This is a genomic window from Rhodococcus sp. MS13 (assembly GCF_013277835.1).
Classification (GTDB): Bacteria; Actinomycetota; Actinomycetes; order Mycobacteriales; family Mycobacteriaceae; genus Rhodococcus_F; species Rhodococcus_F erythropolis.
Genome location: NZ_VBTL01000004.1, coordinates 583,482 through 606,203 on the forward strand (window position 1 = coordinate 583,482; position 22,722 = coordinate 606,203).

Below are 22,722 nucleotides of genomic sequence, written 5' to 3' on the forward strand. Positions count from 1 at the left end.
GCATCAGTCCCCGAACCCGGCCAGTGGACGCACCTCGACGCTGCCGCCGTCGCGCGCGCCGGGGCACCGCGCGGCCCAGGCCAGCGCCGCGTCCAGATCAGGAACGTCGATGACGTCGTAGCCGCCGAGGATCTCACGGGTTTCAGCGAAGGGTCCGTCGGTGACGGTCTTTTCTCCGGACTGCGAGACTCGAACCGTTGTCGTAGTCGTCAGGTCGGCGAGGGCATCGCCGGACACCCAGATACCGGCATCTTTCATTTCCTTGTCGTATTGCTGCCAGTCCTCGAACGTGCACTGGGGTTCTGTGTCTCCGCCGGGCGCGGTGTAGATGAGCAACATGTACTTCATGACTGACTCCTTGGTCTGTTGTTTCTCTTCCGGCTTTCTTGCCTTACAACATGACGACGAACGGTTCTCCCCGGAATCGACAGGCGACTCGAAAAAACTTTCGGCGGGTTCGTCCGAGGTGCTGCCGTTAGGCTGAGTGTATGACCGAACGCGACCGGGACGCCGCTGGAAAGCCCCTCAATTCGCGGCCCCGCGACGGACTCGGCCGTCCACTGCCACGTGACGCAGCGGGCGGCGTCCCGCGCATTCCCGACGATGTGCGCCTCCCGCCGGACGAGTCGATCACCGAGGCTCAGCGTCTTCTCGACCACGGGATGCCTTTTCACGCGCACGAAATTTTCGAAGGAACGTGGAAGGACGCTCCCGCCGAGGAGCGTGACCTGTGGCAGGGACTGGCTCAATTGGCCGTCGGGCTCACCCATCTACTTCGGGGCAACAACACCGGTGCCGTCTCACTTCTCGGCCAGGGTCACGACCGCATCAGGCACTACGAAGTGGAAAGCCCGCACGGCCTCGACGTCCCCGGCCTGCTGATGTGGTCCGAGCACTTGCTCGCTGAAATCGATCGCCCCGGCGATTTCCCCGCCCCTCCGATTCCGAGGTTGAGAATCCCCTGATGCCCATCTTCCCCATGTTTCCGCTCGGCTCTGCATTGCTTCCGGGTGAGGTGTTGCCACTGAACATCTTCGAGCCTCGGTACCGCGCACTGGTAGAGAACGTTCTCGAAGCTGCCGACGGCCCACTGTTCGGAGTAGTGCTCATCGCTCGTGGCCACGAGGTCGGTGGCGGCGAATCACGCCACGACGTCGGCACTCTGGCTCGGATCGAGTCTCATGTCGCAATGGGTGCCGGACGGTATCAGTTGTATTGCCGGACCGAAGACCGCATCCGCGTCAATCGCTGGCTGCCGGACGATCCTTACCCACTCGCCGAGGTCGAATTGTGGCCTGACGAGAACAACGGAACACCTGTCACCGCTTACGAATACGACTCTCTCCTCGAGCGCATCGAGTTCATGTACGGAATGTTGGGAAAGCTCGCACTTCGGGCCGGCGAACAGACTCCGCGAATGCCCGTCCCACCGGATCCCTTGGATCCGCTGGGTTCTCGGCTGTATGCCCTCGCCAGGAGCATTCCGATGGGTGACGCCGATCGCCTGGCGATTTTGACCGCGCCAGGCGCCGACGAACGTATTCGCACGCTCTCGGAGGCGGTCGAGAACACCATCGAGGTGGCGCAGTTCAATCTGCTTTGAGCGCGACTACGCCATCGTCTGACCCATGTCGATGACGATCTTCGTCCCGGTGACCGCGCGGGAGAGGTCCGTCGCAAGGTAGACCACGGCGTTGGAGATGTCCTCGACGGTGGTGCGTGGGACGGACGTGAGCGGCCACTTGTACGAGTTCATGTACTCCGGATGAGTAGTGAGCACCTTACCCACGTTGGGATCGTTACCCATCTCAGTCTCCACCGCGCCAGGGTGGATGCTGTTGACTCGAATGTCGAAGCTACCCAATTCCGTTGCCGCAGTGCGAGCCAAACCCACGAGACCGTGCTTGGCCGCCGAGTAGTGCGCACAACCAGGCGCTTCGGCGACGCCGGCAGCACTGCTGACGATCACGATGGAACCACCGTTGCCCGCCTCGATCATCGAGGGAACCGCAGCCGCCATCGTGCGCCACACACCATTGAGATTGATGTCCACCAGCGTCGACCACTGTTCTTCCGGCATCTCCCAGAAACGATTCCACGTAGCGATGCCCGCATTGGCGATCACGACGTCGAGGCGACCGAACTTGTCGACGCCCGACGCCACCGCCGCCCGCAGCGCCTCGAGGTCACGCACATCCGCTACCGCGGTGACGATCTCGCTCCCCTCTGCTCGCACGAGACGGGCCGTTTCTTCGAGGTCGGCTTCAGTCGCGGCCGCGTAACCCACGTCTTCAGACACCGACGCGCACACGTCGACAGCGATGACGTCGGCACCTTCCTGCGCGAGTCGGATCGCGTGATTGCGTCCCTGACCCCGCGCTGCACCGGTGATGAAGACGACCTTGCCTGCCAAGAGTTGTGTCATGGCCGGGACGTTAGACGCTGATGTGGCCCGCTGCCCCTGAGTTCCCGCTCGGCGGGAATCAGCCATCCACGATCACGACGTGCAGATTTCGCGGACCGTGTACACCTTCGACGCGTTCGAGTTCGATGTCGGAGGTTGCCGACGGGCCGCTGATCATGGTGGTGGGACGCTGCGGCGTCAGCCGCGCAATCGCCTCCGGCACTCCCACTTCCACACTGCTGCGATACACGACGCAGATGTGTGTGTCCGGTACCAGAGTCAACGCACGACGTCCCTGCTCCGGACCGGCGTCGAGGAAGATGGTGCCGGTCTCGGCGCACGCTACCTTCGAGCCGGTGACAACGGCGTCGAGGTTCTCGAGTTCGGGAGCCGGTACGTCCGGGCTGTCCACCACCAGCGTTCCGTCGAACCTGGCTACCCATGATCGGTCGAGGCCGGCGGGGATCCCCAGAGTGTTCAGTCCGTGCTGTCTCAGTATTCCGGCGACGGCCTCGGCGATTTCTGTTGCAGCGCAATGGTGAACGTGCGCCTTGTAGTCCACCAGACGGTCGACGAACAAATCGATGAGTTCCCCGTCGGACATGGTTCTGCCAGTCCGGTAGTTTCGCGGTATCTCGCCTTCACCGGCGGGCGCCAAGGTGATGGCATCACGAATGCGTCCGAGCACCACGTCACGTGAATTCATCTGTCTGCCTTCCCGTCACGACGAGCCTCGTCCAATGCCTCGCGGCCTTCGTCGGAGTCCCACCAGGATCGGAAGGTCTGCTTGGGTGGAGCGGGAATGTCTCTGGCAGCTGTCCAACCGTTCAGTGGAGGGGGCAACGTGGAGATCTTCCCTTTCCTGCCGGCCACGACGCGTCCGAGCCCGGCAGCTTTCTGAGCCAGCGTCCACCTGCCCTCGGTCGACATCGCCAGAGATGCGGCTTTCATCGCCAAAGACTCTGCCGTGACGCCGGATTGCTCGACCTTCTGGTGCCGCAATTCGACCAGCAGCGACGGGATGTCGATCTTGACCGGGCAGGCGTCGAAGCACGCACCGCACAGACTCGAGGCAAAAGGAAGAGTCGAATTCGGATCGTCTTTGCCATGCATGCCCGCGAGCTGCGGAGTCAGTACCGCGCCGATCGGTCCCGGATAGGTGGATCCGTAGGCGTGGCCACCGGTGCGCTCGTAGACCGGGCACACGTTCAGGCACGCCGAGCACCGTATGCAGCTCAGGGCTTCCCGCCCGATCTTGTCGGCAAGCGCGGCGGTCCGGCCGTTGTCGAGGAGGACCAGGTGAAATTCCTGTGGACCGTCGTCAGGCGTCACGCCGGTCCACAGGGAGGTGTACGGGTTCATCCGCTCCCCCGTCGACGACCGCGGCAACAGTTGAAGGAAGACCTCCAGATCCTGATAGGTCGGCAGAATCTTCTCGATGCCCATGACGGTGATCAGTGTTTTCGGCAGCGTCAGGCACATTCGCCCGTTGCCCTCCGACTCCACGACGGTCAGAGTGCCCGTGTCCGCGATGCCGAAATTGGCGCCGGAGACTGCGACGGGCGTCGTCATGAACTTGTGGCGCAGAAACTTTCGTGCAGCTGCGGCAAGTTCGGCCGGGTTCTCCCCGAGGTTCGGATCGACATCTGGCATCTCACGCAGGAATATCTCGCGAATCTCTGACCTGTTGCGATGGATCGCAGGAACCAGGATGTGCGACGGTTTGTCGTGGCCGAGCTGGACGATCAATTCCGCGAGATCGGTCTCGTAGGCGATGATTCCCTGGGTTTCGAGATGCTCGTTGAGACCGATCTCCTGCGTTGCCATCGACTTGACCTTGATGACCTCGTCGGAGCCGGTGGCTTTGACAAGCTCGGTCACAATGGCGTTGGCCTCGTTGGCATCCGCTGCCCAATGCACCTGCCCACCGCGAGCGACTACTGCAGCTTCGAACTGTTCGAGCAGTTCCGGCAACCGCGCCATGACGTCGGCCTTGATCGCCGAACCCGCATCCCGCAGCTCCTCCCAATCGGGGAGCTCTCCAGTTACGTTGATGCGCTTGGCACGGATGGTATGCGTTGCCTTGCCGATATTGCGTCGCAGTTGCGCGTTGGCCAGCTCGTGATGTGCTGCGACAGGGAACTTCTCAGTACCTCGCAGGAACCCTGCACCTTCGGGTGACCTCGGCGGAAAGCTGGGCAGACCCAGCGTCACAGCGCTCATGCGTGCACCCGGCTTTCCACCGATGCCAGAATCTCCGCGAGGTGAATGGTCTTGGCGCCCATCTGCAGTCGTGACATCCCACCGCCGATGTGCATGAGACAGGACGAATCTCCGGCGCTGCAGAACTCTGCGCCGGTGTCGGCCACATGGCGAATCTTGTCAGCCAACATGGCCGTCGACGTCTCGGCGTTCTTGATGGCAAACGTGCCGCCGAAGCCGCAGCAGGAATCTGCTTCCGGGAGTTCGACCAGATCGATGTCGCGGACGTTGCGCAGCAACTGAAGTGGTTTGTCTCCCACTCTCAACATGCGCAGTGAGTGACAGGTCGGGTGATAGGTGACCCGGTGCGGGAAGTGCGCACCCACATCGGTGACACCGAGAACGTCCACGAGGAATTCCGAAAGCTCGTACGTCTTTGCCTTCACTGTCTGCACCTGCCCACACAGCGACGCGGTGCCGTAGCGCTCGGCAACGATCTCGTGTTGATGACGGATCGAACCGACGCACGATCCCGATGGTGCGACAACGGCGTCGATCGACGCATCACCGAAAGTATCGGCGTAGTTCGCGACCAGTGGCAGCGCGCCCGGCTGGTAGCCGGTGTTGACGTGCATCTGCCCACAGCAGGTCTGCCCGGACGGAAACACGACGTCGTGCCCGAGACGGGTGAGCAGGAGGGCGGTGGCCTTGACGGCGTCGGGAAACATCGTGTCCCCGATGCAGGTGGCGAACAGCGCTACTCGCATGTGGTTCCCCGCAATCTGTCGGTGTGGTCTGACCACAGTAATACATCCCCGGACAGGCCACCCCGTAAACGGCGTCCACCCGGTTATGCTCTTGCCTCATGCCGACCGAGCCGAGCCCGCGAGCGTGGGAACAAGTACTGAGCCACCTCGAACGTCGGCTCGTTTCAGGCGAGGTGTCTCCTGGCCAGCGCCTGCCGGGAGAGAGAATTCTGGCAGCAGAGTTGGGCGTCGGACGGTCATCGGTCCGAGAAGCGTTGCGGGTCATGGAAGCACTCGGCCTCCTCAAGGCGCAGACTGGCTCCGGCCCGACGTCCGGCGCGATGATCGTGGCCAAACCGACCGGCGGCATGACCATGCTGATGCGGATGCAGGTTGCAGCACAAGGATTTCCGGTCTCGGATGTGGTGAAGACACGACTCGTTCTCGAATCCGAGGTGATGCAGTCCCTGGCATCGCGGACCCCGACGCCCGACCTCAGCACGGCCGTCGAACTGCTCGACTCGATGGATGACGTAGATCTGTCGGCCGAGGAATTCCTACTACTCGACGCGCAATTCCACGTAGCGCTCGCCGACGCGGCGGGCAATCAGGTGATCGCAGCCATGATGACCGGCCTACGAGAGTCCATCGAGGCCTACGTTCTCGCGGGCGTGCAGATCGACAGCTGGCCGAGCACCTGCATGCGACTGCGTCACGAACACCGAGGATTGGTCGATGCGGTCAACGCGGGTGACGGCGAACTCGCACGTCAGCGCATAGTCGGACACATCCGCGGTTACTACTCGGAAAGCGCTCACTCCAGCCGGTGACAGGGGGTGGTAATTGCACCCCCAGAAGTCGTGTACTGTTGGTTTCACACCGACGCGGGGTGGAGCAGCTCGGTAGCTCGCTGGGCTCATAACCCAGAGGTCGCAGGTTCAAATCCTGTCCCCGCTACAAAGAAGAGGCCCGTAGGTTACGAAAGCGACCTACGGGCCTTTTGCTGTGCGCCTTTATTAACCGCCGGGGGTTAATAAAGGCGCACAGCAGTGGTTCACACCGCCACGTTGTGAAAATCGATCTCTGCGGCCAGCATGCCGGAGAACCACCGATCCAGGTCCTCGTCGGTGACGGACTCGGGCATGGCGTCCACCTCGCACGCCAGCACCGCCACCTGAGACACGAACGGCGGAGCGACATGCATGTCTACCCAGTCCTGCAACGCTGGTTCGCGCTCTACGTTCACTGCCGCCGCCTCCCGACACCACGACAGATACAGGGTTTCCGCGGCGTACATGCCCACCAGCGCCGCCGCCCTGCCCTCTTCGCCAGCGAGGGTCAAGGCATGCGTCGACAGCACAGACGACTCCTCGACCAGAGCCGCTGCGTCCCCCGCGTACGGGAAGCGGGAACGCAACTGCGCGAAATACTCGCGCTGTTCGCCCACCAGGTTCGACATCGACGTCACGTGGTCGAACGCGTCGTCGAGCGTCGGGGATTCGGCGACCACCAACCCCAACACCTTGACGGCGGTCAGTACGAATGCCTCTTCGATCACGAGGTAACGGCGGAATCCCTCATCACTCAACGTCCCGCCGATGGTGTCCTCGATGAATGGAACCGCCCGCGCGGCAGCGAGATTACTCTGCTGCCGCGCGAGCAGGTCTGAGGAGCGACTCATTCGCCGGCGACCCAACTGATCAAGCCGTCGAACAGGTCGGTGTATCCAGGCCACTGCTCACAGAACTCCGGCGGAGCCCAGTGCGGCGAGCAGTCCGAGGTGAAGACGATCGACCGTCCGGCGCCGTATTCACCGGCAGCGACAAGCGGATCGCCGTTGATGGTGGCGGGAACCACGGCACCGTCCTTCGCGACGACGCGGTTGTATCCCAGGAGCGCCGGCCAGGAATCGCCGGCACCACCGAGAGCCGGGTGAGCAGCATCGACAACGGTGGGAACGATCCCGGCCGGTGTCTCGACGCGATCGTCTTCGGCCAGCATCGTCACGGGCAGTACCTCGGCGATCGCGGTCTGGCGGAAAGCTGCTCGCGCCTGGAACCCGGAGAACGAGAGGTAGCCACCGATCATCATCAGTGAGCCGCCGGCGTTCACCCAGTCACGAAGCGCGACAAGGCGATCCTCCCCGGCGCGGAACTGGTCGAAGACACCGGGAGCCAACTGCAGCGAGTTCGCTCCGATGTCGGAGAGAACGACGACGTCGAACTGGGACAACGCTTCTGCAGTACCGGGGAACTGCGTCGGCACCAGGTGTGCGGGCATGTGTGTCACGTCGTGGCCACGTGAGGTGAGCGCATCCCGAAGCGGACCGACTCCCTCGACGTAGGAATGGACACTGAACTCGTCGACGCCCTTGACGTGCGTCGACGTCGTCATCCAGCTCTCGCCGGCGATCAGTACTCGTTTACCCATGACTGCTTCTGTTTCCTTTCGCGGCCTGCTCGAAGAGCGACCTCGGGTTGTCTCGCATCAGTGCGGACACTTGCTGGGGATCTACGCCTGCGCGCACCAACCGGGCGGCGAAGGCGAGTGGTACGTAGGAGAATCCGTTTCCGCCGTGCTTTCTGAGCATTGATTTGAGGAAGAGGTCGTGACTGAGCAGGAGCTGTGATGCGTGACCGGAGGTGACCAATCCGGCTACCGCAGTGGCTGTTTCCGCCGGATGCGGCGAAAGACCCTCGCCGGGGAAATCGAAAGGCATCCCGATCATGTCGAACTCGAGAAAGACACCGCGGTCGGCGAGCGATCGTTGGTAGTCGGCGTCGTGTCCGGACGGGTCCATGTGGCACAGGACCACTGCTTGCGGATCGACGCCCATCTCGTCGACCACGATGTCGACGACGTGATGTCCGACGCGCTGCCATCCCGGAAGGTGGACGAACAGGGGCACGTCCACCTCGCGCTGGGCGATGCATGCCGCCCTCAACGCTTTCGCCTCGTTCTGAGTGAAGAGCGGGGAGACTCCGATCTCCCCGATCACGCCAGGAGCCAATTCCTTTGCCGGATCGAACTCCTCGACGAGCGAACCGGCCAGATCGTCGACACCGAGTTCGTGCACCTCGACCGGATGGGTCGTCTCGAGGTACCACCCTGAACCCATGATCACTCGCACGTCTGACTTTCGCGAGAACTCCGCCAACTTCTCCGGTGCCCGGCCCAGTCCCGGCGGTGTCAGATCGACGATCGTCCGACCACCGAGGCGGGCGAAGTCCACAAGGTCTTCCACCACGGCCGCTGCGTCGTCGACTCGACAATTGTCGAGACTGTAATACGGATTGTCGTGAAGAAGCCAGGCATCCTCGGCGCGTACCGGACCGGCCAACCGCTGTGCCACAACCGGATCCGGGGCCTCGGTGTACGCACCGGTGACGTCGTTGTGCAGATGTTCGTGTGGGAGAACCAGTCCGAGTTCCGAACTGTCCACAGTTCCCGTGACAGTACGAACCTTGCTCATGAGCGTGCAGGCCCCGAGGGTGCGGACTGCAGGTGTCGCCACAGCGCGCTCAGGGTGTGTCCCCGCATGTTGATCCAGATGGCCAGTAGCAGAACGACACCGGTGATGATCGGCGTCAGGAACGGGCTCACGCCGAGCAGGGTCAGTCCGTTGGCGATGATTCCGGTCAGGACGGCGCCGATGACGGTACCGATCACGGTGCCGCGACCGCCGAAGAGGTTGGTACCACCGAGAACCACCGCGGTGATCACCGTGAGCTCGAATCCCGTTGCGGAGTTGGCCGAACCCGAGCCCAGTCGAGCCGCGATCAGCAGTCCCGCGATACCGGCAGCCAAGCCGGTGAAGACGAGCGTCATCATGAGCACACGACGCGTGTTGACGCCGGACCGTCGCACGGATTCGACGTTGGATCCGATACCGGTGACGTAGCGCCCGAAGCGCATGCGGTTGAGCGCAATTGCTCCGATGATCACGACGACGAGAGCAATCCAGGCGCTGGCGGAGAACCCGAGGAACTCAGCAGTTCCGAGCTTCGCGAAGTAAGTGTCGGCCGGAACCGGAACGGAGAATCCTTCGGTCCGATACAGCGCGATACCGCGGATGACGGACATCGTCGCCAGAGTCACGATGAACGGCGGAATGCCCTGATAGGCAGCGAGCCATCCGTTGACCAGGCCCCAGGCCGCACCCATTACCGGGGCGGCGACGAAGACCAGGGACGAATCGACGCCGGCCTGGATAAGCTCGGCACTCATCGCCGCGACGAACGCGACGATCGCACCGACGGACAGGTCGATCTGACCTGCCGTGATCACGAAAGTCATCGCCACCGCGATGATCAGAACCGGAGCGATCTGGGTTGCCAGGTTCGACAGGTTCGTGAATGTCAGGAACGACGACGTGGTCGCCGAGAAGACGGCTGCGACAGCAACTGTCACCGCCAGCATCGCGAGGGTGGGCTTGTTGACGCTGTCCCACAAGGAGGGTTTCGCGGCGAGCTTGCGCTCGATCGGCGCCTGGGTCTTCTCGAGAGTGGTCATGCCGTGGCTCCCTGTGTTGCTGCCGATGTCCGTTGCGGCACCGGAGTTCGAGTGATGAGTCCGACGAGGGACTCGATGTTCAGGTCGCCGATCGGAACGTCGTCGACGCTCTGCCCCTCGTACATGACCGTGATTCGGTCACATACGCGGAACAGGTCCTGCAGGCGGTGTGTCACGAGAATGACGCCCACTCCGGCCGCTGCGACGTCCGTGATCAGCTTGAGCACCGACTCGACCTCGGCGACGGCAAGCGCTGCGGTGGGCTCGTCGAGGATCAGTACGTCTGGCCGAAAGGAAACAGCGCGGGCGATCGCGACGGTTTGCCGCTGCCCGCCGGACAGTTGCCCGATCTCCTGGTAGGTCGACTTCACCTTGACATGAAGGTCGGCGAGAATGTGAGCCGCCTTCTCGTGCATGGCATGCCGGTCGAGGAATGGACCTTTTCGCGGTTCTCTGCCGAGGAACAGGTTGCTCGCGACATCGAGCGTGTCGCACAGCGCCAGGTCCTGGTATACGATGCCGATCTTCTTCTGCTGCGCGTCGAGCGGCGTCGAGAAGCGCACTGGTTCACCGTTGACGCGCATTTCGCCGCCGTCGTGCTGGACGGCGCCCGCGAGGATCTTCATCAGGGTGGACTTGCCGGCGCCGTTGTCGCCGACAACTCCGAGTACTTCACCCTTCGCCAGCCGAAGGTCAACTCCTTGAAGGGACTTCACCGGTCCGTACGACTTGGTGATGCCCGAGAGTTCGATCAGTGGAGGTGCCATGATTACTTCTCCAAGTAGTACATGTAGTCGGCTACGTTCTCCGGGGTCACGATCTGGGTGGGGACGGGGATGTTCGCCGGAGCGCCGCGACCACAAGCCAGGTCGATTGCCGAATTCATTGCCTCGTGGCCGAATTCGAAGGTGTTCTGCTGGACCACGCCTTTAAGCCAACCGGCTTTGAGTCCGCCTACCGCCTGATCCGAAAGATCCCAACCGACTGCTTCGATGCGATCCTGCGCCTTCTGACTGTTGACCGCCGCAACGAGTCCGATCAAAGCCGGCTCACCGGTTGCGTAGACGTACTTCATGTCGCCGCCGCCGGTCAGCAGGTTCTCCGCTGCGGTCTGTGCGTTCTCCTGAATGTTACGTCCGTCCACGACGGTGCCGACGGTCATTCCGCGGCCGGTCACCGTCTCCGTGAAGCCCTTCTGCCGCTCCAACTGGACAGTGCTGTTGAGCGCGCCGACGATACCGACCGTTCCGGTGTTGTTCGCGACGTCGGCCAAGGTGTTTCCGATCTTGGCACCGCCCTCGGCATTGGCCGTACCGACCTGAGTCGACAGTGCCGGATCGTCGATGGTCGCGTCGACCGCGACGACGGGGATGCCCGCGTTCTTGGCCTTGACCACCGACGGCTTGATTCCGTCCGTGTCGATTGCATCGACGATGATCGCGTCGACTCCGGCTGCGATCAGATTGTCGAAGGCGTTGGCCTGCGCCACGGAATCGTCGTTGCCACTGATGATCTGCAGGTCGACACCTGCCTTGTCCGCGACGTTCTTGGCGGCATTGTTGATCTGGTTGAAGTACAGCGCCTGAAGGTTGATGGTCACCAGACCGACCTTGAGCTTGCCGTTCGTCCCGTCACAGCTTTCGGCGACTCGGGTCGGCTGCGGGATGGACGAGCCACCCGATGCGTCCTTCGAGTCACTCGACGAAGCCGAGTCACAAGCGGTGAGCGTGAGCGCGACTGCAGCTCCCAGCGCCAGAGGCAATGCACGTTTCATCATCGAGTCTCCAAAAGGGTGTGAGGGGTCAATGTTGCTGTGAAGCTGTCCAATTCATCTCGGGTGGGGCATCCGCGGGGTCCGGCGGTGGCGCAAGCCAAGGCAGCCGAGGCTCCCGCGAGTCGTGCAGCGTCCACCGGTGAGCGCCCGGCGTCGACAAAAGCGATGTACGTACCGCCGAAGCAATCACCAGCCCCGACGGCGTCGACGACGTCGACCACTACTGCCGGTTCGCTCGTCACCTCGCCGCCCGGTGTGGCCAGTGTCCAACCTCGCGAGCCGTCGGTCACCAGCAGGTGTGTGTTGTGCTCGGCGGCCAGTGCCTGCCACTGATCGAAACCGATCCCGAACTCGCCTTCCCACAGGGCACGCCCTACGACGACGTGGTCAGCGAGCGCGAATGCGCGCAGTGCCGCGGCTTTGTTTTGACAACCGTCCAGATCGATTACCAGACTTACGCTTCCCGGCAATTCCTCTTGCAGGAAGCCCGCACGGTATCCGTCGAGGAACAGCCGTCCACCACCGGCAGCAGCCAATCGCGTGATGACAACTCCGATGCGTTCGGCATCGTTCGGGTCGTCTTGACTGATGATGGAGCGATCGCCGTCCTGCGCGATGAGTACAACTGCCGTCGACAGGAACGCATCTCGCGGCGACCAACTGGTGTCGACGCCGTCAGCCTCGAGGGCTTCGAGAAACTCGGTGGACCGCGCATCCGGGCCCACGGCACCGGCAAAGATCACCTGCGCGCCCATTCTGGCCGCGGATACCGCGGCATTCGCATTCATTCCACCGTCGATCTGACTGATGGCCGTTGCCTGCACGCGCTCTCCGAGCACCGGTACATGTGGAACATGTACCGTCACATCGTTGTTGGCGTATCCACAAAAGACAATCATGGTTACTTTCCTGCGGCCCGGGACAGTTCGCGGACCTTCTCGCCTGCGACTCGTCCCCACCAGCGTCCATTGTCCTTCACCGAGGATGCAACTATGGCGCCGTCGCATTCCTTCATCAGCGCTGCGACGTTGGCAGCCGTGATGCCGGATCCGATGATCACGGGAAGAACGGTGTTGTCTCGGATCACGGAAACCTCGTCGACCGAAGCGGCGTCACCGGTGCGCGAACCGGTCGCGATCAGGACATCTGCGTCGAAGAACTCGGCGTCCTCGGTCTGTTCCGCGACGGTGCGGTCCGCAACAATGGCATGCGCACCATGCTTGACGTGCACGTCAGCGAAGATCCGGACCGGGTCGGCGCCGATGCGATGACGGAAGCGCGTCGTCTTGGCCGCCTGACCCTCGATGAAGCCCTCATTGGCGATGTAGGCATTGGCCCACTGATTGACGCGCACAAAACTCGCGCCTGCCGCCCACGCCGCGGCCACTCCGCACTCGCCGGCGTTGGACAGGATGCTGACGCCGACGGCCTTGCCGTACTCACCGACCACCGCTGCCGTGATGACTCCCATGCTGGCGGCGGTTTCGTATCCGTGTTCGCCGGGCTTGAGGAACGGTATGTCCCAGTGATTTTCGACGATCACACCGTCGAAACCGTTGTCGACGTACGCGTGCGCTTCCTCCACAGCGAAGCGAGCAATTTCCGAAACCGGCTGCCCGGTGTAGTGCGGGCTGCCCGGCAGAGCAGGGAGGTGGATGGCCCCGATGAGAGAAGGCGTGCCGGTGAACATCTCTGCCAACGCCGAGGGCTTGGGCGGAAAGACTCCGAGCGGTGATGCGGTCACTTCAGCTACCCCATTCCATGCGCAAGATTTGCGCTGTATGTCCATGCACAAGATCTGCACACGATGTAATCGATTGCCTTGATGAATTAGCAGGTTATGCGATCAACACCGGGTTGTGTCAAGGATTTCACAATTCGAATTTGTAAACGATTGCCTCAATCGCGTTACATGCGGGACACTGGACCGTGCGGTTCGATAACCTCGGACCCGAATCGAGCAGAAAACGGGGGACGCATGCGCAAGGCGACCATTCGCGATGTCGCGGAACTGGCCGGGGTCTCGACTGCCACCGTGTCGCGGGCACTGTCCGGATCCCGCCCTGTCTCGGACGAGCTTGCAGCGACGATCAAACGAGCCGCGGATTCTCTCGGATACTCGGGAAACATCATCGCCAGCTCACTGCGTCGCAATCGGACGGACACTGTCGGCATGGTGGTTCCCAGTATCGCGAATCCCTTCTTCACTTCGCTGGTGGTCAACGTCGAACACGTCCTGGCTCAGCGCGGCCTACAACTGTTCCTGTGCGATTCTCGTTCCGATCCCGACGTGGAAGCGCAGCGGCTCAAGTCGCTCGTCTCGCGGCAGGTGGACGGAATCATCATCAGCCCGTGCCACGGCGAATTGAGTGCCGAAGCAGTACGAGCCAGCGCAGCAACGCTTCCGGTCGTTCAACTGGACCGGTTTGCAATGGATACCCAGACGGACTGGGTCGGTGTCGACGACGACGCCGCTCAATCACTCGTGATGGAGCATCTGTCCGAGCGCGGCGCGCGATCGGCTGCCTTCATCAGTTCCGAGCTGACCAATTCGTCGACCGAACTTCGCCGGGCCGGATTCTTCCGCCATGCGGATCGAATGGGAATCGAAACTCGTGACGAGTGGACACAACTCGGCGAGTATTCGATCGAATGGGGACGCACGGCGTCCAACACCATCCTGACCGGCAAGACTCGCCCCGACGCCTTGGTCTGCGCCGACGACCTGATCGCGCTCGGTGTGCTGCAGACCTGCCACGCATTGGGCATCGACGTCCCCGGCGACGTTCTGGTCACCGGTTTCGACAACATCCCCTTCTCCGAACTGTGCAATCCGCCGTTGACCACCGTCGGACAGCCGCAGGAGAGAATCGCGGAAGAAGCTGTGCGACTTCTGGATCAGGCGATGAACAACTCTTCCGAGTCGACAGCCCACATTGCGCTTGCTCCTGAACTGATTGTCCGTCAGTCCACCGTCGGCCAAGCAGCAGCCACGGCACCGTAGGCAGCGATCGCATCGTCCAGTTCGGACACCTTGACGCTTTCGTTGGCCGCATGCATCAGCGAGGGAGTGCCAGGGCCCCAGATCACGACGGGAGCGCCGGGGGCGGCCGCTGCCAGCACCGAAGCGTCGGTGAAGTACGAAACCGGTTCGGTTGCAACAGGGATCGGCAAGGTGGCCAACCACGGATCCGACGCGTCGGTACGCACACCTCCCAGGTGAATCGACGTCTCTACCGAGTCGACTTCGGGTTGGGCGCGCCACCATGCAAGCAGGTCTGCGCCGTCTCCCACCGTGCGGTGATCGATCACCGCACGTGCATTGTCCGGCACGATGTTCGGAGCCGAACCGCCGCCGACCAAACCGAGGTTCCAGGTTTCAGCGCCCAGAAATGCGTCGGACGACAGCGGAAGCTCACGCCGAGCTCGATCGACGACGTCAAGGAGTTTGAGGACAGCGTTAGTTCCTCGCTGCGGCGTACTCCCGTGCGCGGCTTTTCCTTTGACGGACACTTCGAGCCACAGTGCACCGCGGTGCCCCAGGTTGATGCGATTGCCGGTCGCCTCGGGAACGATGACAGCCCCGACCTCGAGATTCGCCACGGCGTCGGCCGAACGAGCGGCCCCGAGCGATCCGATTTCCTCGTCGCTCGTCAGCAGTAGTGCGACCGGAACTCCACGTTCGAAAGCGTCGACAACCGCGGCAGTAGCGGCAACAAGGCCGGCCTTCATATCCGATGTCCCTCTGCCGAGGAACAATTCGCCGTCGACCTGTGCGGCGTACGGGTCGAACTCCCAGTCGGAGACAGTTCCCACTGGCACCGTGTCCACGTGGCAGGCGAACAATAGTCTGGCTGCCGAGGGTGCAGCTTCGTTGGTGATCAAGGCCCAGGGATGATTGCCGGTCAGGTCTGACTCGACCTTCGCCTGTGGCGCACGTGAGAGAACCAACGAGACAATCGAATCCATCGCCCGCCGTTGAGGAGCGGCCTCTCCCGAGACCGTGTCGAGAGCTACCAGTTCCGAGAGAAGTCCGAGGGAATCCATGTACCTATTCTTGCACTGCCACGGATTCAGTGCGCTGCCAGCTGGGCGATGACGACGTAATTGTCGTCGGTCGACTCTCCTTCGACGACATCACAATTGGCGAGGATCAACCGTCCCGGAACCGATTCGCGCAACTCGTGAGTGCCCAGCAGCGAACCTTTGTGCAGCGGCCCGACTGTTTCGACGTCGTACTCGAGTGTGCCGTTCGGTGTAGCCAGGAGAATTCGATCGCCCGGCTCCACTACCCGGAGCGCCCGGAACGGTGCTTCGCGAGTGGTGTAGTTGTGGCCGACCACAACAACTGTTTGTGTGGTCGACGTTCCCGGCATTCCGCTTTCACCCCACCACACCGGCAGTTCGTCGACGGGATTCAGTTGCTGCCCACTCTCGCCGCCGCGCATCAGTTTCTCCGAGTGCAACGGACTGCTCAGGTACGTGACCCCGGACGCAGACCTCAACTCGATCCTCTCGGGTTCTGCCGGATCGACGGTCACCGAAGCCGGTGCAGCCGCGATATGCGACTGCACCGGCGAGCGGTCAGGTAGCGATCCCGCATTCTCGCCCGAACATCCGGATGCGAGGAGGGCGAGGATCGCTACCGCCGAGAGGCCGGCGCTACGCAGACGTGTTGCCCGGGCCGTCATGACGCTTGCGACGAACAACCACCGTCGTAGCTGCTGCGGCGGCAGCGCCCACGACTCCGACGCCGATCAATACAGCCGGCAGGTTGGAGTTGCTGCTACCGCTGGTGCTGCTGCTTGCAGTGTCACCGAGAGCAAGTTCGACGGGGGGCAGGCTTCCTGCAAGTGCCGGATCGCCGTCGGCATCGGTGACGTAGTAGTCGACGACGTCGAAGGCGCCCTTGTTGTTGTAGTAGCCGACCAGCTTGACGCCGGTCTTGTTCACTACAGCGGTGGTCTCGTCGACCTTCGTGACTCCGGAGCCGTCGTCGGTGTGCTCACCGATGATCACTTCACCGCCGACGACTGTTCCGTTGTCGATCTCCTTCTCGCCCTTTGCCTTGAGCTCGTCGACGATCTTCTGCGCTGCATCCGCTTCAGCCTTTGCCGCGGCTGCAGCGGCCTGAGCTTCCTTGGCCTTTGCTGCTGCGGCGTCGGCTGCGGCCTTCGCGTCTTCGGCGGCGAGGTAGAGATCCTGCGCCTTCTTGCTCGCCGCTTCGGCAGCTTCGGCCTTCTTGGCGGCTTCGGCAGCCTTTTCGTCGGCAATGGCTCGCTTGTCGGTGGCAGCCTCGCCCGCAGCATCGGCTTCGGCCTGGGCCGTCTCCGCGGCCTTCTGCGCAGCGTCGGCGTCCTTCTGTGCGGAAGCCGCAGTAGCCGCCGCTTCATCTGCGGCCTTACGGGCGGCGGTAGCAGCTTCTACCTCGGTGGCAGCTGCGGACTCGGCTGCCTTGGCCGTGGTTTCAGCGGCGGTGGCCACCTTCTGAGTTTCCTTGACGGTGATCGCGAGCTGCTTGGCGTTCCATGCGGCGGCCAGCGCCTGAGCCTTAGCGACGGCTGCCTTCGCGAAATCCCAGTTCTTGAAGGCTTCCTCGGCTTCCTTGTTCTTGTCCGCAACCAGCTTGGCGTTTGCATCCGCGGCAGCCTTCGCCTCATCGGCTTTGGCTTGCAGAGCATTAGCCTCGGCGCGCGCCTGTGCTGCCTCTTCGGTCTTGGGCCCCGAACCGGCGGCCTTCGCAGCTTCCTCGAGTTCGGCAGCCTTGGCTGCGGCCGCGTCTGCTTCTGCCTGAGCTGTTTTTGCTACCTCTTTCGCATCGGCCGCCGCGGACTCCGCAACCTTGGCTGCCTCTTCAGCTTCCTTGGCGGACTGTTCCGCGGCCCCTGCCTCCGCCTTGGCCTTGGTCGATTCGACCGCCGCCTTGGTTGCCTCGACGCTCGCCTGAGTCATTGCCTCGGTCGCCTTCACCGAAGTGTCTGTCGCTGCGGACGAGTCGACCCCTGCCGTCGCGGCTGCTTCGGCGGCCTTCGCTGCCGCGTCGGCTGCTGCTTTGGCTTTTGCTTCGGCTTCCGCCAGTGCTGCGGCGTCCGTAACTGCGGTTTCGGCACTGCCCGCGCCCGCGACCCCGGCTTCAACCTTCTCGGGTGTGGTCTCGGTGCTCGTCGCCGCGTCGGCGTCGGTGGTGGCAGCTGCCTCTTCCTCTGCGCAGGTCACCAGCGGATCGGTACTCGGGGTACACACGGTTTCAGGCTCTGCCGATGCAATTCCTGTGCCGCCCACCGCCAATCCGAGAGCTAGTACGGCACCGGCGGCCGCAGAGCGGACCCTCCGAGAATGGGCGATGGACTTCTCCGACATAGCGCTCAACCTTTCGGCCTTCTTTACGAAGACGGCAATTCCGGCGTGGACAGCCTTTACTTCGTCGGCTGAGTTCCAGACGTTACGACCGGTCGGTCCGAAAAATTGAAAGCTTATGTTCGAGTCGCAGGAATCAGGACCGCGGAACGCGCCCCATCAGGTAGAACTCCGGATTGGGCAGCATGCCGGAGAAGCTCGCCATGCGATTGCTCAGTCCGAAGAATGCAGTGATCGCGGCGATGTCCCACGCGTCCTCGTCGCCGAAGCCGTGCTCACGGAGGGTGTCGAAGTCGGCGTCGGCGATTTCGTGCGAGGCGGAGTTCACCTTGGTGGCGAAGTCGAGCATCGCGCGCTGACGATCGGAGATCTCTGCGGTGCGATAGTTGACCGCAACCTGGTCGGCAACCAGCGGCTTCTTCTCGTAGATACGCAGAATCGCGCCGTGCGCGACAACGCAGTACGTACATTTGTTGGCCGCAGAGATCGTGGTGACGATCATTTCTCGATCGCCCTTGGTGAGTGCGGAATCTTCCTTGAGCATGATCGCGTCGTGGTATGCGAAGAATGCCCGGAACTCGGCTGGCCGCCGAGCGAACATCAGGAAGACGTTGGGCACGAACCCTGACTTCTCCTGGATCTCGAGAATCTTGGCGGCGATGTCCTCGGGCACCTCGGTTAATTCAGCCTGCGGAAAACGGGTGCTCACTGTGCCTCCTGGTCAACCATCGATGTTCGATTCAAGATAATGATGATTAACTGAGTTGTCCAGATGCATTTCCTGCCCTACTTTTTCGGGCACGGATAGTCGGGTACGGCCCAAGTGATCTGCGTAGCGTGAAACCCGTGAACAGGAAGACACGATGATCGACGGACTGAACCGCGCGCTCGACTACATCGAAAGCAATCTGAGCGGCGAGATCGACACAGCCGAGATGGCAAGGCTGGCAACCACCTCGGAGTATCACTTTCGGCGGATGTTCTCGGCCCTGGCCGGCATTCCCGTATCCGAATACATCCGTCGACGTCGACTCACCCTGGCCGGTGCCGAGTTGTCCGTCAGCAGATCAGGAGTGTTGGAGACCGCCGTGAAGTACGGCTACTCGTCCGCGGAAGCCTTCACACGAGCGTTCACCGCATTTCACGGCGTGAGCCCGGGCGCGGTCAAACGCGCTCCCGCCGTTCTCAAATCACAACCGAAACTTGTCATTCACGTGACGTTGGAAGGAGCCACACCGATGGACTACATGCTTGTGGACAAACCTGCCCTGACGGTAGTCGGGTTCAAGACCCGGGTTCCACTGGTACACGAAGGTCCCAATTCTGCGATCGAAGATTTCACCCGCTCCGTGGACAAGGTTGCGTTGCGCGGGTTGCGCGAGCTGTCCGATCAGGAACCGGCGGGAATCGTCAGTGTCGTCGACAATTTGGCGCATCCCAGAACCGAAGGCACAGAACTGGATTACTACCTGGGAGTGGTCACCGGCAAACCTTCACCCACGGGTTTCGATGTGCTGACGGTCGACGCACACACGTGGGCCGTGTTCACCGCCGACGGGTCGGCAATCGAATCTGTGCAGTACTTGTGGCGAGATATCTACACGGAATGGTTCCCGGCCAACCCTTTTCGCTCCGTACCTGGTCCCGAGATCATGCGTACCGAATACAACGACGATTTCACCGTCGCACGGTTCGAGCTCTGGATTCCGGTCGAGAGCGAGCTGAACGACGTCGGGGCGTAAAACAGCCGCCGGGTCGGATGGAAGTCACGACCCGGCGGCTGAGCCATCAGATGAAACATACTGTCAAAGAATCAGTTTCGCTCCGGTGGCAGCAACCACGTCCTCGACGCTGATGCCCGGCGCCGTCTCCACCAGGCGGAGACCGTCGTCAGTCACGTCGATCACGGCCATGTCGGTGATGATTCGCTGGACGCAGCCCTTACCGGTCAGTGGAAGCGAGCACTCCTCGACGATCTTGTGCTCACCCTTCTTCGAGACGTGCTCCATCATCACGATGACGCGCTTTGCGCCGTGGACCAGATCCATCGCGCCGCCCATGCCTTTGACCATGTGGCCGGGGATCATCCAGTTCGCGAGGTCTCCGGTGGCACTGACCTGCATGGCACCGAGCACGGCAACGTCGACCTGGCCGCCGCGGATCATGCCGAACGACGCTGAGGAGTCGAAGAACGACGCACCGGGGAGAACGGTGATGGTCTCCTTGCCCGCATTGATCAGCTCGGGATCGAGTTCGTCCTCGGTCGGGTACGGCCCAACACCCAGAACGCCGTTCTCCGAGTGCAATACAACGGTGATGTCGGTCGGGAGGTAGTTCGGAACCAGCGTCGGCATACCGATGCCGAGGTTCACGTACTGCCCGTCCTCGAGTTCTCGCGCGACGCGGGCCGCCATCTCTTCGCGGGTGAGTTTGGTGGGTAGTACAGAAGTCATGCTCGTACCGTCCGATTCTCGATGCCGACCGTCACGGGGCCGACGTGGACAACACGCTGAACGTGAATGCCCGGCGTGTGGATCTCGGCGGGGTCGAGCTCACCCGGCTCGACGAGGTGCTCGACCTGCGCAATGGTGATGCGCCCCGACGTTGCTGCAGCCGGATTGAAGTTCTGGGTACTCGCGCGGTAGACGAGGTTGCCGTGCCGGTCACCTTTCCAGGCATGGACCAGTGCATAGTCGGCGACGATGCCGCGCTCCATCACGTAGGTGACGCCGTCGAAGTCACGAGTTTCCTTGGGCGGACTGGCAACTGCGATGCCGCCGTTGCCGTCGTAGCGCAGTGGCAGGCCGCCGTCGGCGACCTGGGTGCCGACGCCGGCCGGGGTGAAGAACGCGGGGATGCCCGCGCCCCCGGCGCGCATGCGCTCGGCGAGCGTGCCCTGCGGCGTGAGTTCGACTTCCAGCTCACCGGAAAGGTACTGACGCGCGAACTCCTTGTTGGAGCCGACGTACGAGCTGACAGTACGACGGATACGCCCCTTCTCCAGAAGCACTCCGAGCCCGAACCCGTCGGTGCCGCAGTTGTTGCTCACCGTTTCGAGTGATGTCGCGCCCTGCTCTAGGAGCGCATCGATGAGGATTTCCGGCACTCCGACGAGCCCGAAACCTCCGACAGCGATCGTGACGCCGTCCGGCACGTCGGCGACGGCCTCGGCAGCAGTGGGAATGACTTTGTCCATCATGTCGATCACAGTAGCGCGGTGCGTACGTATTGTGAACCCCCGTGCGCATTACGAACATTTTTCGCCCCCGGCATTGCCTGGGTCACATCTACGAACTATTCTGTTCGCAGAGCGCAACACATGTACACATTGCGAACAACTTCACGTAACCGAACGACGAGGTTCCCTATGCTGCATCTACCGCCGAGGTACCAGCGGCCGACTGGCGTCAACGCCCCGGCCGATTTCGCGGACTACAAGACCACTTCTCTTCGCCACCCGAAGCAACCGCTCAAGCTGCTCCCCCAGCGCCTCACGGAGCTCACCGGGCCGGTATTCGGCGAAGATCGCGTCGGCGCCGGCGAAAACGACCTGACCATCGCCAACGGCGGCGAAGCACAGGGACAGCGCATCGTCGTTCACGGCCGTGTACTCGACGGCGACGGAAAGCCGGTCCCCCACACACTGCTCGAGGTGTGGCAGGCCAACGCCGGTGGACGCTACCGCCACACCGGCGACAACTGGCCCGCGCCGCTGGACCCGTTCTTCAACGGGCTCGGTCGCTGCGTGACCGACGCGAACGGCCACTACAGCTTCACCACGATCAAGCCGGGCGCCTACCCGTGGATGAACCACGACAACGCCTGGCGACCGGCCCACATCCATTTCTCGCTGTTCGGCACGGCATTCACGCAGCGCCTCGTGACGCAGATGTACTTCCCCGACGATCCGATGTTCTTCCAGGACCCGATCTACAACTCAGTGCCCGAAGAAGCCCGTCACCGCATGGTCAGCGTCTTCGACTACGACGCCACAGTCCCCAACTGGGCTCTCGGGTTCCGCTTCGACATCGTCCTGCGCGGCCGTAATGCCTCCGTATTCGAGAACGAGGAAGACCACGATGACTGATCGCACCGCGAAGCCCGCACCCACTTATCCGGTCGTCCCCGGAGACTTCACCACTGCCCCCTTCGGGGTCACGCCCTCTCAGACCGTCGGACCGTACTGGCACATCGGCCTCCCTTGGACGGACGGCCCCGACGCTGCCCCGAGCGACACCCCCGGACGAATCACGCTGGCCATCACGGTGATCGACGGCGCCCGCACACCCGTCGCCGACGCGATGATCGAAACGTGGCAGGCCGATACGCTCGGACGCTTCAACCATCCGGACGATCCCCGCGGCGCAGTGGACCTCACTCCGGCGGGTTATCGCGGATTCGCCCGCAGCGCAGCAGATTCCACCGGTACCGCACTGGTCTACACCGTCAAGCCCGGAGCGCAGCCCACTGAAACGGATGCGGACGAGGCCCCACACGTGAACGTGTCGGTCTTCGCTCGAGGGATGCTCGACCGCCTGGTCACCCGCTTGTACTTCCCCGAGGACACCGACGCACACGTAACAGATCCGGTGCTGTCCTCACTGAGCGAAACCGAACGCGCGAAGTTGGTTGCAACCAAGGTCGACGGTGGGTACTCCTGGACGGTCTATGTTCAGGACGAGGACGCGAACGGCGTCGAGACGCCCTTCTTCGAGCTGTAAGAGGAG

The 22,722-nt window shown here is 62.6% G+C and carries 26 protein-coding genes and 1 tRNA gene; 8 read left to right on the plus strand and 19 right to left on the minus strand.

Going from position 1 to position 22,722, the window contains the following annotated elements:
* Nucleotides 1–3 precede the first annotated feature (3 nt).
* Nucleotides 4–348 carry a YciI family protein gene (locus FEZ59_RS11150; RefSeq protein WP_007730031.1) on the minus strand — a complete coding sequence of 115 codons (345 nt, stop codon included), beginning with the start codon at nt 346–348 and terminating at the stop codon, nt 4–6.
* A 140-nt stretch (nt 349–488) separates the two neighbouring features.
* Here FEZ59_RS11150 and FEZ59_RS11155 point away from each other — a divergent pair, with 140 nt between their 5' ends.
* Complete coding sequence (locus tag FEZ59_RS11155; RefSeq protein ID WP_019745486.1) at nt 489–965, plus strand: DUF309 domain-containing protein; 477 nt, start codon at nt 489–491, stop codon at nt 963–965.
* A complete protein-coding gene (locus FEZ59_RS11160; protein ID WP_003940076.1) occupies nt 965–1,603 on the plus strand; it encodes an LON peptidase substrate-binding domain-containing protein in 639 nt (212 codons plus the stop codon). The genes FEZ59_RS11155 and FEZ59_RS11160 overlap by 1 nt, the downstream gene beginning before the upstream one ends.
* Nucleotides 1,604–1,609: 6 nt before the next feature.
* On the opposite strand, the gene FEZ59_RS11165 is transcribed toward FEZ59_RS11160, so the two are convergent.
* The 4 genes from FEZ59_RS11165 to FEZ59_RS11180 are packed head-to-tail and all read right to left on the minus strand — an operon-like array spanning nt 1,610 to nt 5,373.
* Nucleotides 1,610–2,425, minus strand: coding sequence for a mycofactocin-coupled SDR family oxidoreductase (locus FEZ59_RS11165; protein ID WP_134998884.1), 816 nt, complete (start codon nt 2,423–2,425; stop codon nt 1,610–1,612).
* A gap of 58 nt (nt 2,426–2,483) precedes the next feature.
* Nucleotides 2,484–3,110 carry an LUD domain-containing protein gene (locus FEZ59_RS11170; protein ID WP_172932639.1) on the minus strand — a complete coding sequence of 209 codons (627 nt, stop codon included), beginning with the start codon at nt 3,108–3,110 and terminating at the stop codon, nt 2,484–2,486.
* A complete protein-coding gene (locus FEZ59_RS11175) occupies nt 3,107–4,627 on the minus strand; it encodes a LutB/LldF family L-lactate oxidation iron-sulfur protein (protein ID WP_134998886.1) in 1,521 nt (506 codons plus the stop codon). The genes FEZ59_RS11170 and FEZ59_RS11175 overlap by 4 nt, the downstream gene beginning before the upstream one ends.
* Nucleotides 4,624–5,373: a (Fe-S)-binding protein gene (locus FEZ59_RS11180; RefSeq protein WP_134998887.1), complete on the minus strand. Its 750-nt coding sequence runs from the start codon at nt 5,371–5,373 to the stop codon at nt 4,624–4,626. Before FEZ59_RS11180 ends, FEZ59_RS11175 begins: the two co-directional genes overlap by 4 nt.
* A gap of 98 nt (nt 5,374–5,471) precedes the next feature.
* Between FEZ59_RS11180 and FEZ59_RS11185 the strand changes: the two genes are divergently transcribed.
* Complete coding sequence (locus FEZ59_RS11185) at nt 5,472–6,182, plus strand: FCD domain-containing protein (RefSeq protein WP_029256358.1); 711 nt, start codon at nt 5,472–5,474, stop codon at nt 6,180–6,182.
* 53 nt (nt 6,183–6,235) lie between these two features.
* Nucleotides 6,236–6,309 (plus strand) — tRNA-Met (locus FEZ59_RS11190).
* 97 nt (nt 6,310–6,406) lie between these two features.
* On the opposite strand, the gene FEZ59_RS11195 is transcribed toward FEZ59_RS11190, so the two are convergent.
* Genes FEZ59_RS11195 through FEZ59_RS11230 form a run of 8 tightly spaced genes read right to left on the minus strand, consistent with a single transcriptional unit; the run spans nt 6,407 to nt 13,382 of the window.
* Entirely contained in the window at nt 6,407–7,033 is a 627-nt protein-coding gene (locus FEZ59_RS11195; RefSeq protein WP_092764198.1) for a TenA family protein, read from the minus strand.
* Complete coding sequence (locus FEZ59_RS11200) at nt 7,030–7,782, minus strand: glutamine amidotransferase (protein ID WP_003939869.1); 753 nt, start codon at nt 7,780–7,782, stop codon at nt 7,030–7,032. The genes FEZ59_RS11195 and FEZ59_RS11200 overlap by 4 nt, the downstream gene beginning before the upstream one ends.
* A complete protein-coding gene (locus FEZ59_RS11205) occupies nt 7,775–8,824 on the minus strand; it encodes a phosphotriesterase (protein ID WP_003940279.1) in 1,050 nt (349 codons plus the stop codon). Before FEZ59_RS11205 ends, FEZ59_RS11200 begins: the two co-directional genes overlap by 8 nt.
* Nucleotides 8,821–9,864 (minus strand): ABC transporter permease, encoded by a 1,044-nt coding sequence (locus FEZ59_RS11210; RefSeq protein ID WP_020970933.1) that lies wholly within the window; start codon nt 9,862–9,864, stop codon nt 8,821–8,823. Before FEZ59_RS11210 ends, FEZ59_RS11205 begins: the two co-directional genes overlap by 4 nt.
* Nucleotides 9,861–10,631 (minus strand): ATP-binding cassette domain-containing protein, encoded by a 771-nt coding sequence (locus tag FEZ59_RS11215; protein ID WP_003939830.1) that lies wholly within the window; start codon nt 10,629–10,631, stop codon nt 9,861–9,863. The genes FEZ59_RS11210 and FEZ59_RS11215 overlap by 4 nt, the downstream gene beginning before the upstream one ends.
* A gap of 2 nt (nt 10,632–10,633) precedes the next feature.
* Nucleotides 10,634–11,641, minus strand: a complete 1,008-nt coding sequence (locus FEZ59_RS11220; RefSeq protein WP_019745494.1) for a substrate-binding domain-containing protein — start codon at nt 11,639–11,641, stop codon at nt 10,634–10,636.
* Nucleotides 11,638–12,537, minus strand: coding sequence for a carbohydrate kinase family protein (locus FEZ59_RS11225; RefSeq protein ID WP_134998889.1), 900 nt, complete (start codon nt 12,535–12,537; stop codon nt 11,638–11,640). Before FEZ59_RS11225 ends, FEZ59_RS11220 begins: the two co-directional genes overlap by 4 nt.
* A gap of 2 nt (nt 12,538–12,539) precedes the next feature.
* Complete coding sequence (locus tag FEZ59_RS11230) at nt 12,540–13,382, minus strand: BtpA/SgcQ family protein (RefSeq protein WP_134998890.1); 843 nt, start codon at nt 13,380–13,382, stop codon at nt 12,540–12,542.
* A 234-nt stretch (nt 13,383–13,616) separates the two neighbouring features.
* On the opposite strand from FEZ59_RS11230, the gene FEZ59_RS11235 reads away from it, so the two are divergent.
* Nucleotides 13,617–14,642, plus strand: coding sequence for a LacI family DNA-binding transcriptional regulator (locus FEZ59_RS11235; RefSeq protein WP_019745496.1), 1,026 nt, complete (start codon nt 13,617–13,619; stop codon nt 14,640–14,642).
* On the opposite strand, the gene FEZ59_RS11240 is transcribed toward FEZ59_RS11235, so the two are convergent.
* From FEZ59_RS11240 to FEZ59_RS11255, 4 genes are all read right to left on the minus strand, one after another.
* The gene (locus FEZ59_RS11240; protein WP_019745497.1) at nt 14,603–15,685 is read right to left on the minus strand and encodes a M20/M25/M40 family metallo-hydrolase; all 1,083 of its coding nucleotides are present in this window, start codon (nt 15,683–15,685) and stop codon (nt 14,603–14,605) included. The two genes, FEZ59_RS11235 and FEZ59_RS11240, sit on opposite strands and share 40 nt — an antisense overlap.
* Before the next feature lie 26 nt (nt 15,686–15,711).
* Complete coding sequence (locus FEZ59_RS11245; RefSeq protein ID WP_092764207.1) at nt 15,712–16,329, minus strand: sortase; 618 nt, start codon at nt 16,327–16,329, stop codon at nt 15,712–15,714.
* Nucleotides 16,301–17,998, minus strand: coding sequence for a hypothetical protein (locus FEZ59_RS11250; RefSeq protein WP_172932640.1), 1,698 nt, complete (start codon nt 17,996–17,998; stop codon nt 16,301–16,303). The genes FEZ59_RS11245 and FEZ59_RS11250 overlap by 29 nt, the downstream gene beginning before the upstream one ends.
* 133 nt (nt 17,999–18,131) lie before the next feature.
* Nucleotides 18,132–18,704: a peroxidase-related enzyme gene (locus FEZ59_RS11255; RefSeq protein WP_134998891.1), complete on the minus strand. Its 573-nt coding sequence runs from the start codon at nt 18,702–18,704 to the stop codon at nt 18,132–18,134.
* Nucleotides 18,705–18,858: 154 nt separating this feature from the next.
* Between FEZ59_RS11255 and FEZ59_RS11260 the strand changes: the two genes are divergently transcribed.
* Nucleotides 18,859–19,737, plus strand: a complete 879-nt coding sequence (locus FEZ59_RS11260; RefSeq protein WP_019745501.1) for an AraC family transcriptional regulator — start codon at nt 18,859–18,861, stop codon at nt 19,735–19,737.
* A gap of 63 nt (nt 19,738–19,800) precedes the next feature.
* Here the strand turns inward: FEZ59_RS11260 and FEZ59_RS11265 are convergent, their stop codons facing one another.
* Nucleotides 19,801–20,448: a CoA transferase subunit B gene (locus FEZ59_RS11265; RefSeq protein WP_007730017.1), complete on the minus strand. Its 648-nt coding sequence runs from the start codon at nt 20,446–20,448 to the stop codon at nt 19,801–19,803.
* Nucleotides 20,445–21,191: a CoA transferase subunit A gene (locus FEZ59_RS11270; RefSeq protein ID WP_007730016.1), complete on the minus strand. Its 747-nt coding sequence runs from the start codon at nt 21,189–21,191 to the stop codon at nt 20,445–20,447. Before FEZ59_RS11270 ends, FEZ59_RS11265 begins: the two co-directional genes overlap by 4 nt.
* Nucleotides 21,192–21,362: 171 nt before the next feature.
* Here FEZ59_RS11270 and pcaH point away from each other — a divergent pair, with 171 nt between their 5' ends.
* Both pcaH and pcaG read left to right on the plus strand, forming a co-directional pair.
* A complete protein-coding gene (gene pcaH / locus FEZ59_RS11275) occupies nt 21,363–22,082 on the plus strand; it encodes a protocatechuate 3,4-dioxygenase subunit beta (RefSeq protein WP_070795617.1) in 720 nt (239 codons plus the stop codon).
* Nucleotides 22,075–22,716, plus strand: coding sequence for a protocatechuate 3,4-dioxygenase subunit alpha (gene pcaG, locus FEZ59_RS11280; RefSeq protein ID WP_172932641.1), 642 nt, complete (start codon nt 22,075–22,077; stop codon nt 22,714–22,716). Before pcaH ends, pcaG begins: the two co-directional genes overlap by 8 nt.
* The last annotated feature ends 6 nt before the right edge of the window (nt 22,717–22,722 follow it).

Excerpts from the sequence above, each read along its gene's own strand:
- FEZ59_RS11150 (WP_007730031.1), bottom strand. The coding sequence starts at position 348 with ATGAAGTACATGTTGCTCATCTACACCGCGCCCGGCGGAGACACAGAA.
- FEZ59_RS11155 (WP_019745486.1), top strand. The coding sequence starts at position 489 with ATGACCGAACGCGACCGGGACGCCGCTGGAAAGCCCCTCAATTCGCGG.
- FEZ59_RS11160 (WP_003940076.1), top strand. The coding sequence starts at position 965 with ATGCCCATCTTCCCCATGTTTCCGCTCGGCTCTGCATTGCTTCCGGGT.
- FEZ59_RS11165 (WP_134998884.1), bottom strand. The coding sequence starts at position 2,425 with ATGACACAACTCTTGGCAGGCAAGGTCGTCTTCATCACCGGTGCAGCG.
- FEZ59_RS11170 (WP_172932639.1), bottom strand. The coding sequence starts at position 3,110 with ATGAATTCACGTGACGTGGTGCTCGGACGCATTCGTGATGCCATCACC.
- FEZ59_RS11175 (WP_134998886.1), bottom strand. The coding sequence starts at position 4,627 with ATGAGCGCTGTGACGCTGGGTCTGCCCAGCTTTCCGCCGAGGTCACCC.
- FEZ59_RS11180 (WP_134998887.1), bottom strand. The coding sequence starts at position 5,373 with ATGCGAGTAGCGCTGTTCGCCACCTGCATCGGGGACACGATGTTTCCC.
- FEZ59_RS11185 (WP_029256358.1), top strand. The coding sequence starts at position 5,472 with ATGCCGACCGAGCCGAGCCCGCGAGCGTGGGAACAAGTACTGAGCCAC.
- FEZ59_RS11195 (WP_092764198.1), bottom strand. The coding sequence starts at position 7,033 with ATGAGTCGCTCCTCAGACCTGCTCGCGCGGCAGCAGAGTAATCTCGCT.
- FEZ59_RS11200 (WP_003939869.1), bottom strand. The coding sequence starts at position 7,782 with ATGGGTAAACGAGTACTGATCGCCGGCGAGAGCTGGATGACGACGTCG.
- FEZ59_RS11205 (WP_003940279.1), bottom strand. The coding sequence starts at position 8,824 with ATGAGCAAGGTTCGTACTGTCACGGGAACTGTGGACAGTTCGGAACTC.
- FEZ59_RS11210 (WP_020970933.1), bottom strand. The coding sequence starts at position 9,864 with ATGACCACTCTCGAGAAGACCCAGGCGCCGATCGAGCGCAAGCTCGCC.
- FEZ59_RS11215 (WP_003939830.1), bottom strand. The coding sequence starts at position 10,631 with ATGGCACCTCCACTGATCGAACTCTCGGGCATCACCAAGTCGTACGGA.
- FEZ59_RS11220 (WP_019745494.1), bottom strand. The coding sequence starts at position 11,641 with ATGATGAAACGTGCATTGCCTCTGGCGCTGGGAGCTGCAGTCGCGCTC.
- FEZ59_RS11225 (WP_134998889.1), bottom strand. The coding sequence starts at position 12,537 with ATGATTGTCTTTTGTGGATACGCCAACAACGATGTGACGGTACATGTT.
- FEZ59_RS11235 (WP_019745496.1), top strand. The coding sequence starts at position 13,617 with ATGCGCAAGGCGACCATTCGCGATGTCGCGGAACTGGCCGGGGTCTCG.
- FEZ59_RS11240 (WP_019745497.1), bottom strand. The coding sequence starts at position 15,685 with ATGGATTCCCTCGGACTTCTCTCGGAACTGGTAGCTCTCGACACGGTC.
- FEZ59_RS11245 (WP_092764207.1), bottom strand. The coding sequence starts at position 16,329 with ATGACGGCCCGGGCAACACGTCTGCGTAGCGCCGGCCTCTCGGCGGTA.
- FEZ59_RS11250 (WP_172932640.1), bottom strand. The coding sequence starts at position 17,998 with ATGTCGGAGAAGTCCATCGCCCATTCTCGGAGGGTCCGCTCTGCGGCC.
- FEZ59_RS11260 (WP_019745501.1), top strand. The coding sequence starts at position 18,859 with ATGATCGACGGACTGAACCGCGCGCTCGACTACATCGAAAGCAATCTG.
- FEZ59_RS11265 (WP_007730017.1), bottom strand. The coding sequence starts at position 20,448 with ATGACTTCTGTACTACCCACCAAACTCACCCGCGAAGAGATGGCGGCC.
- FEZ59_RS11270 (WP_007730016.1), bottom strand. The coding sequence starts at position 21,191 with ATGGACAAAGTCATTCCCACTGCTGCCGAGGCCGTCGCCGACGTGCCG.
- pcaH (WP_070795617.1), top strand. The coding sequence starts at position 21,363 with ATGCTGCATCTACCGCCGAGGTACCAGCGGCCGACTGGCGTCAACGCC.
- pcaG (WP_172932641.1), top strand. The coding sequence starts at position 22,075 with ATGACTGATCGCACCGCGAAGCCCGCACCCACTTATCCGGTCGTCCCC.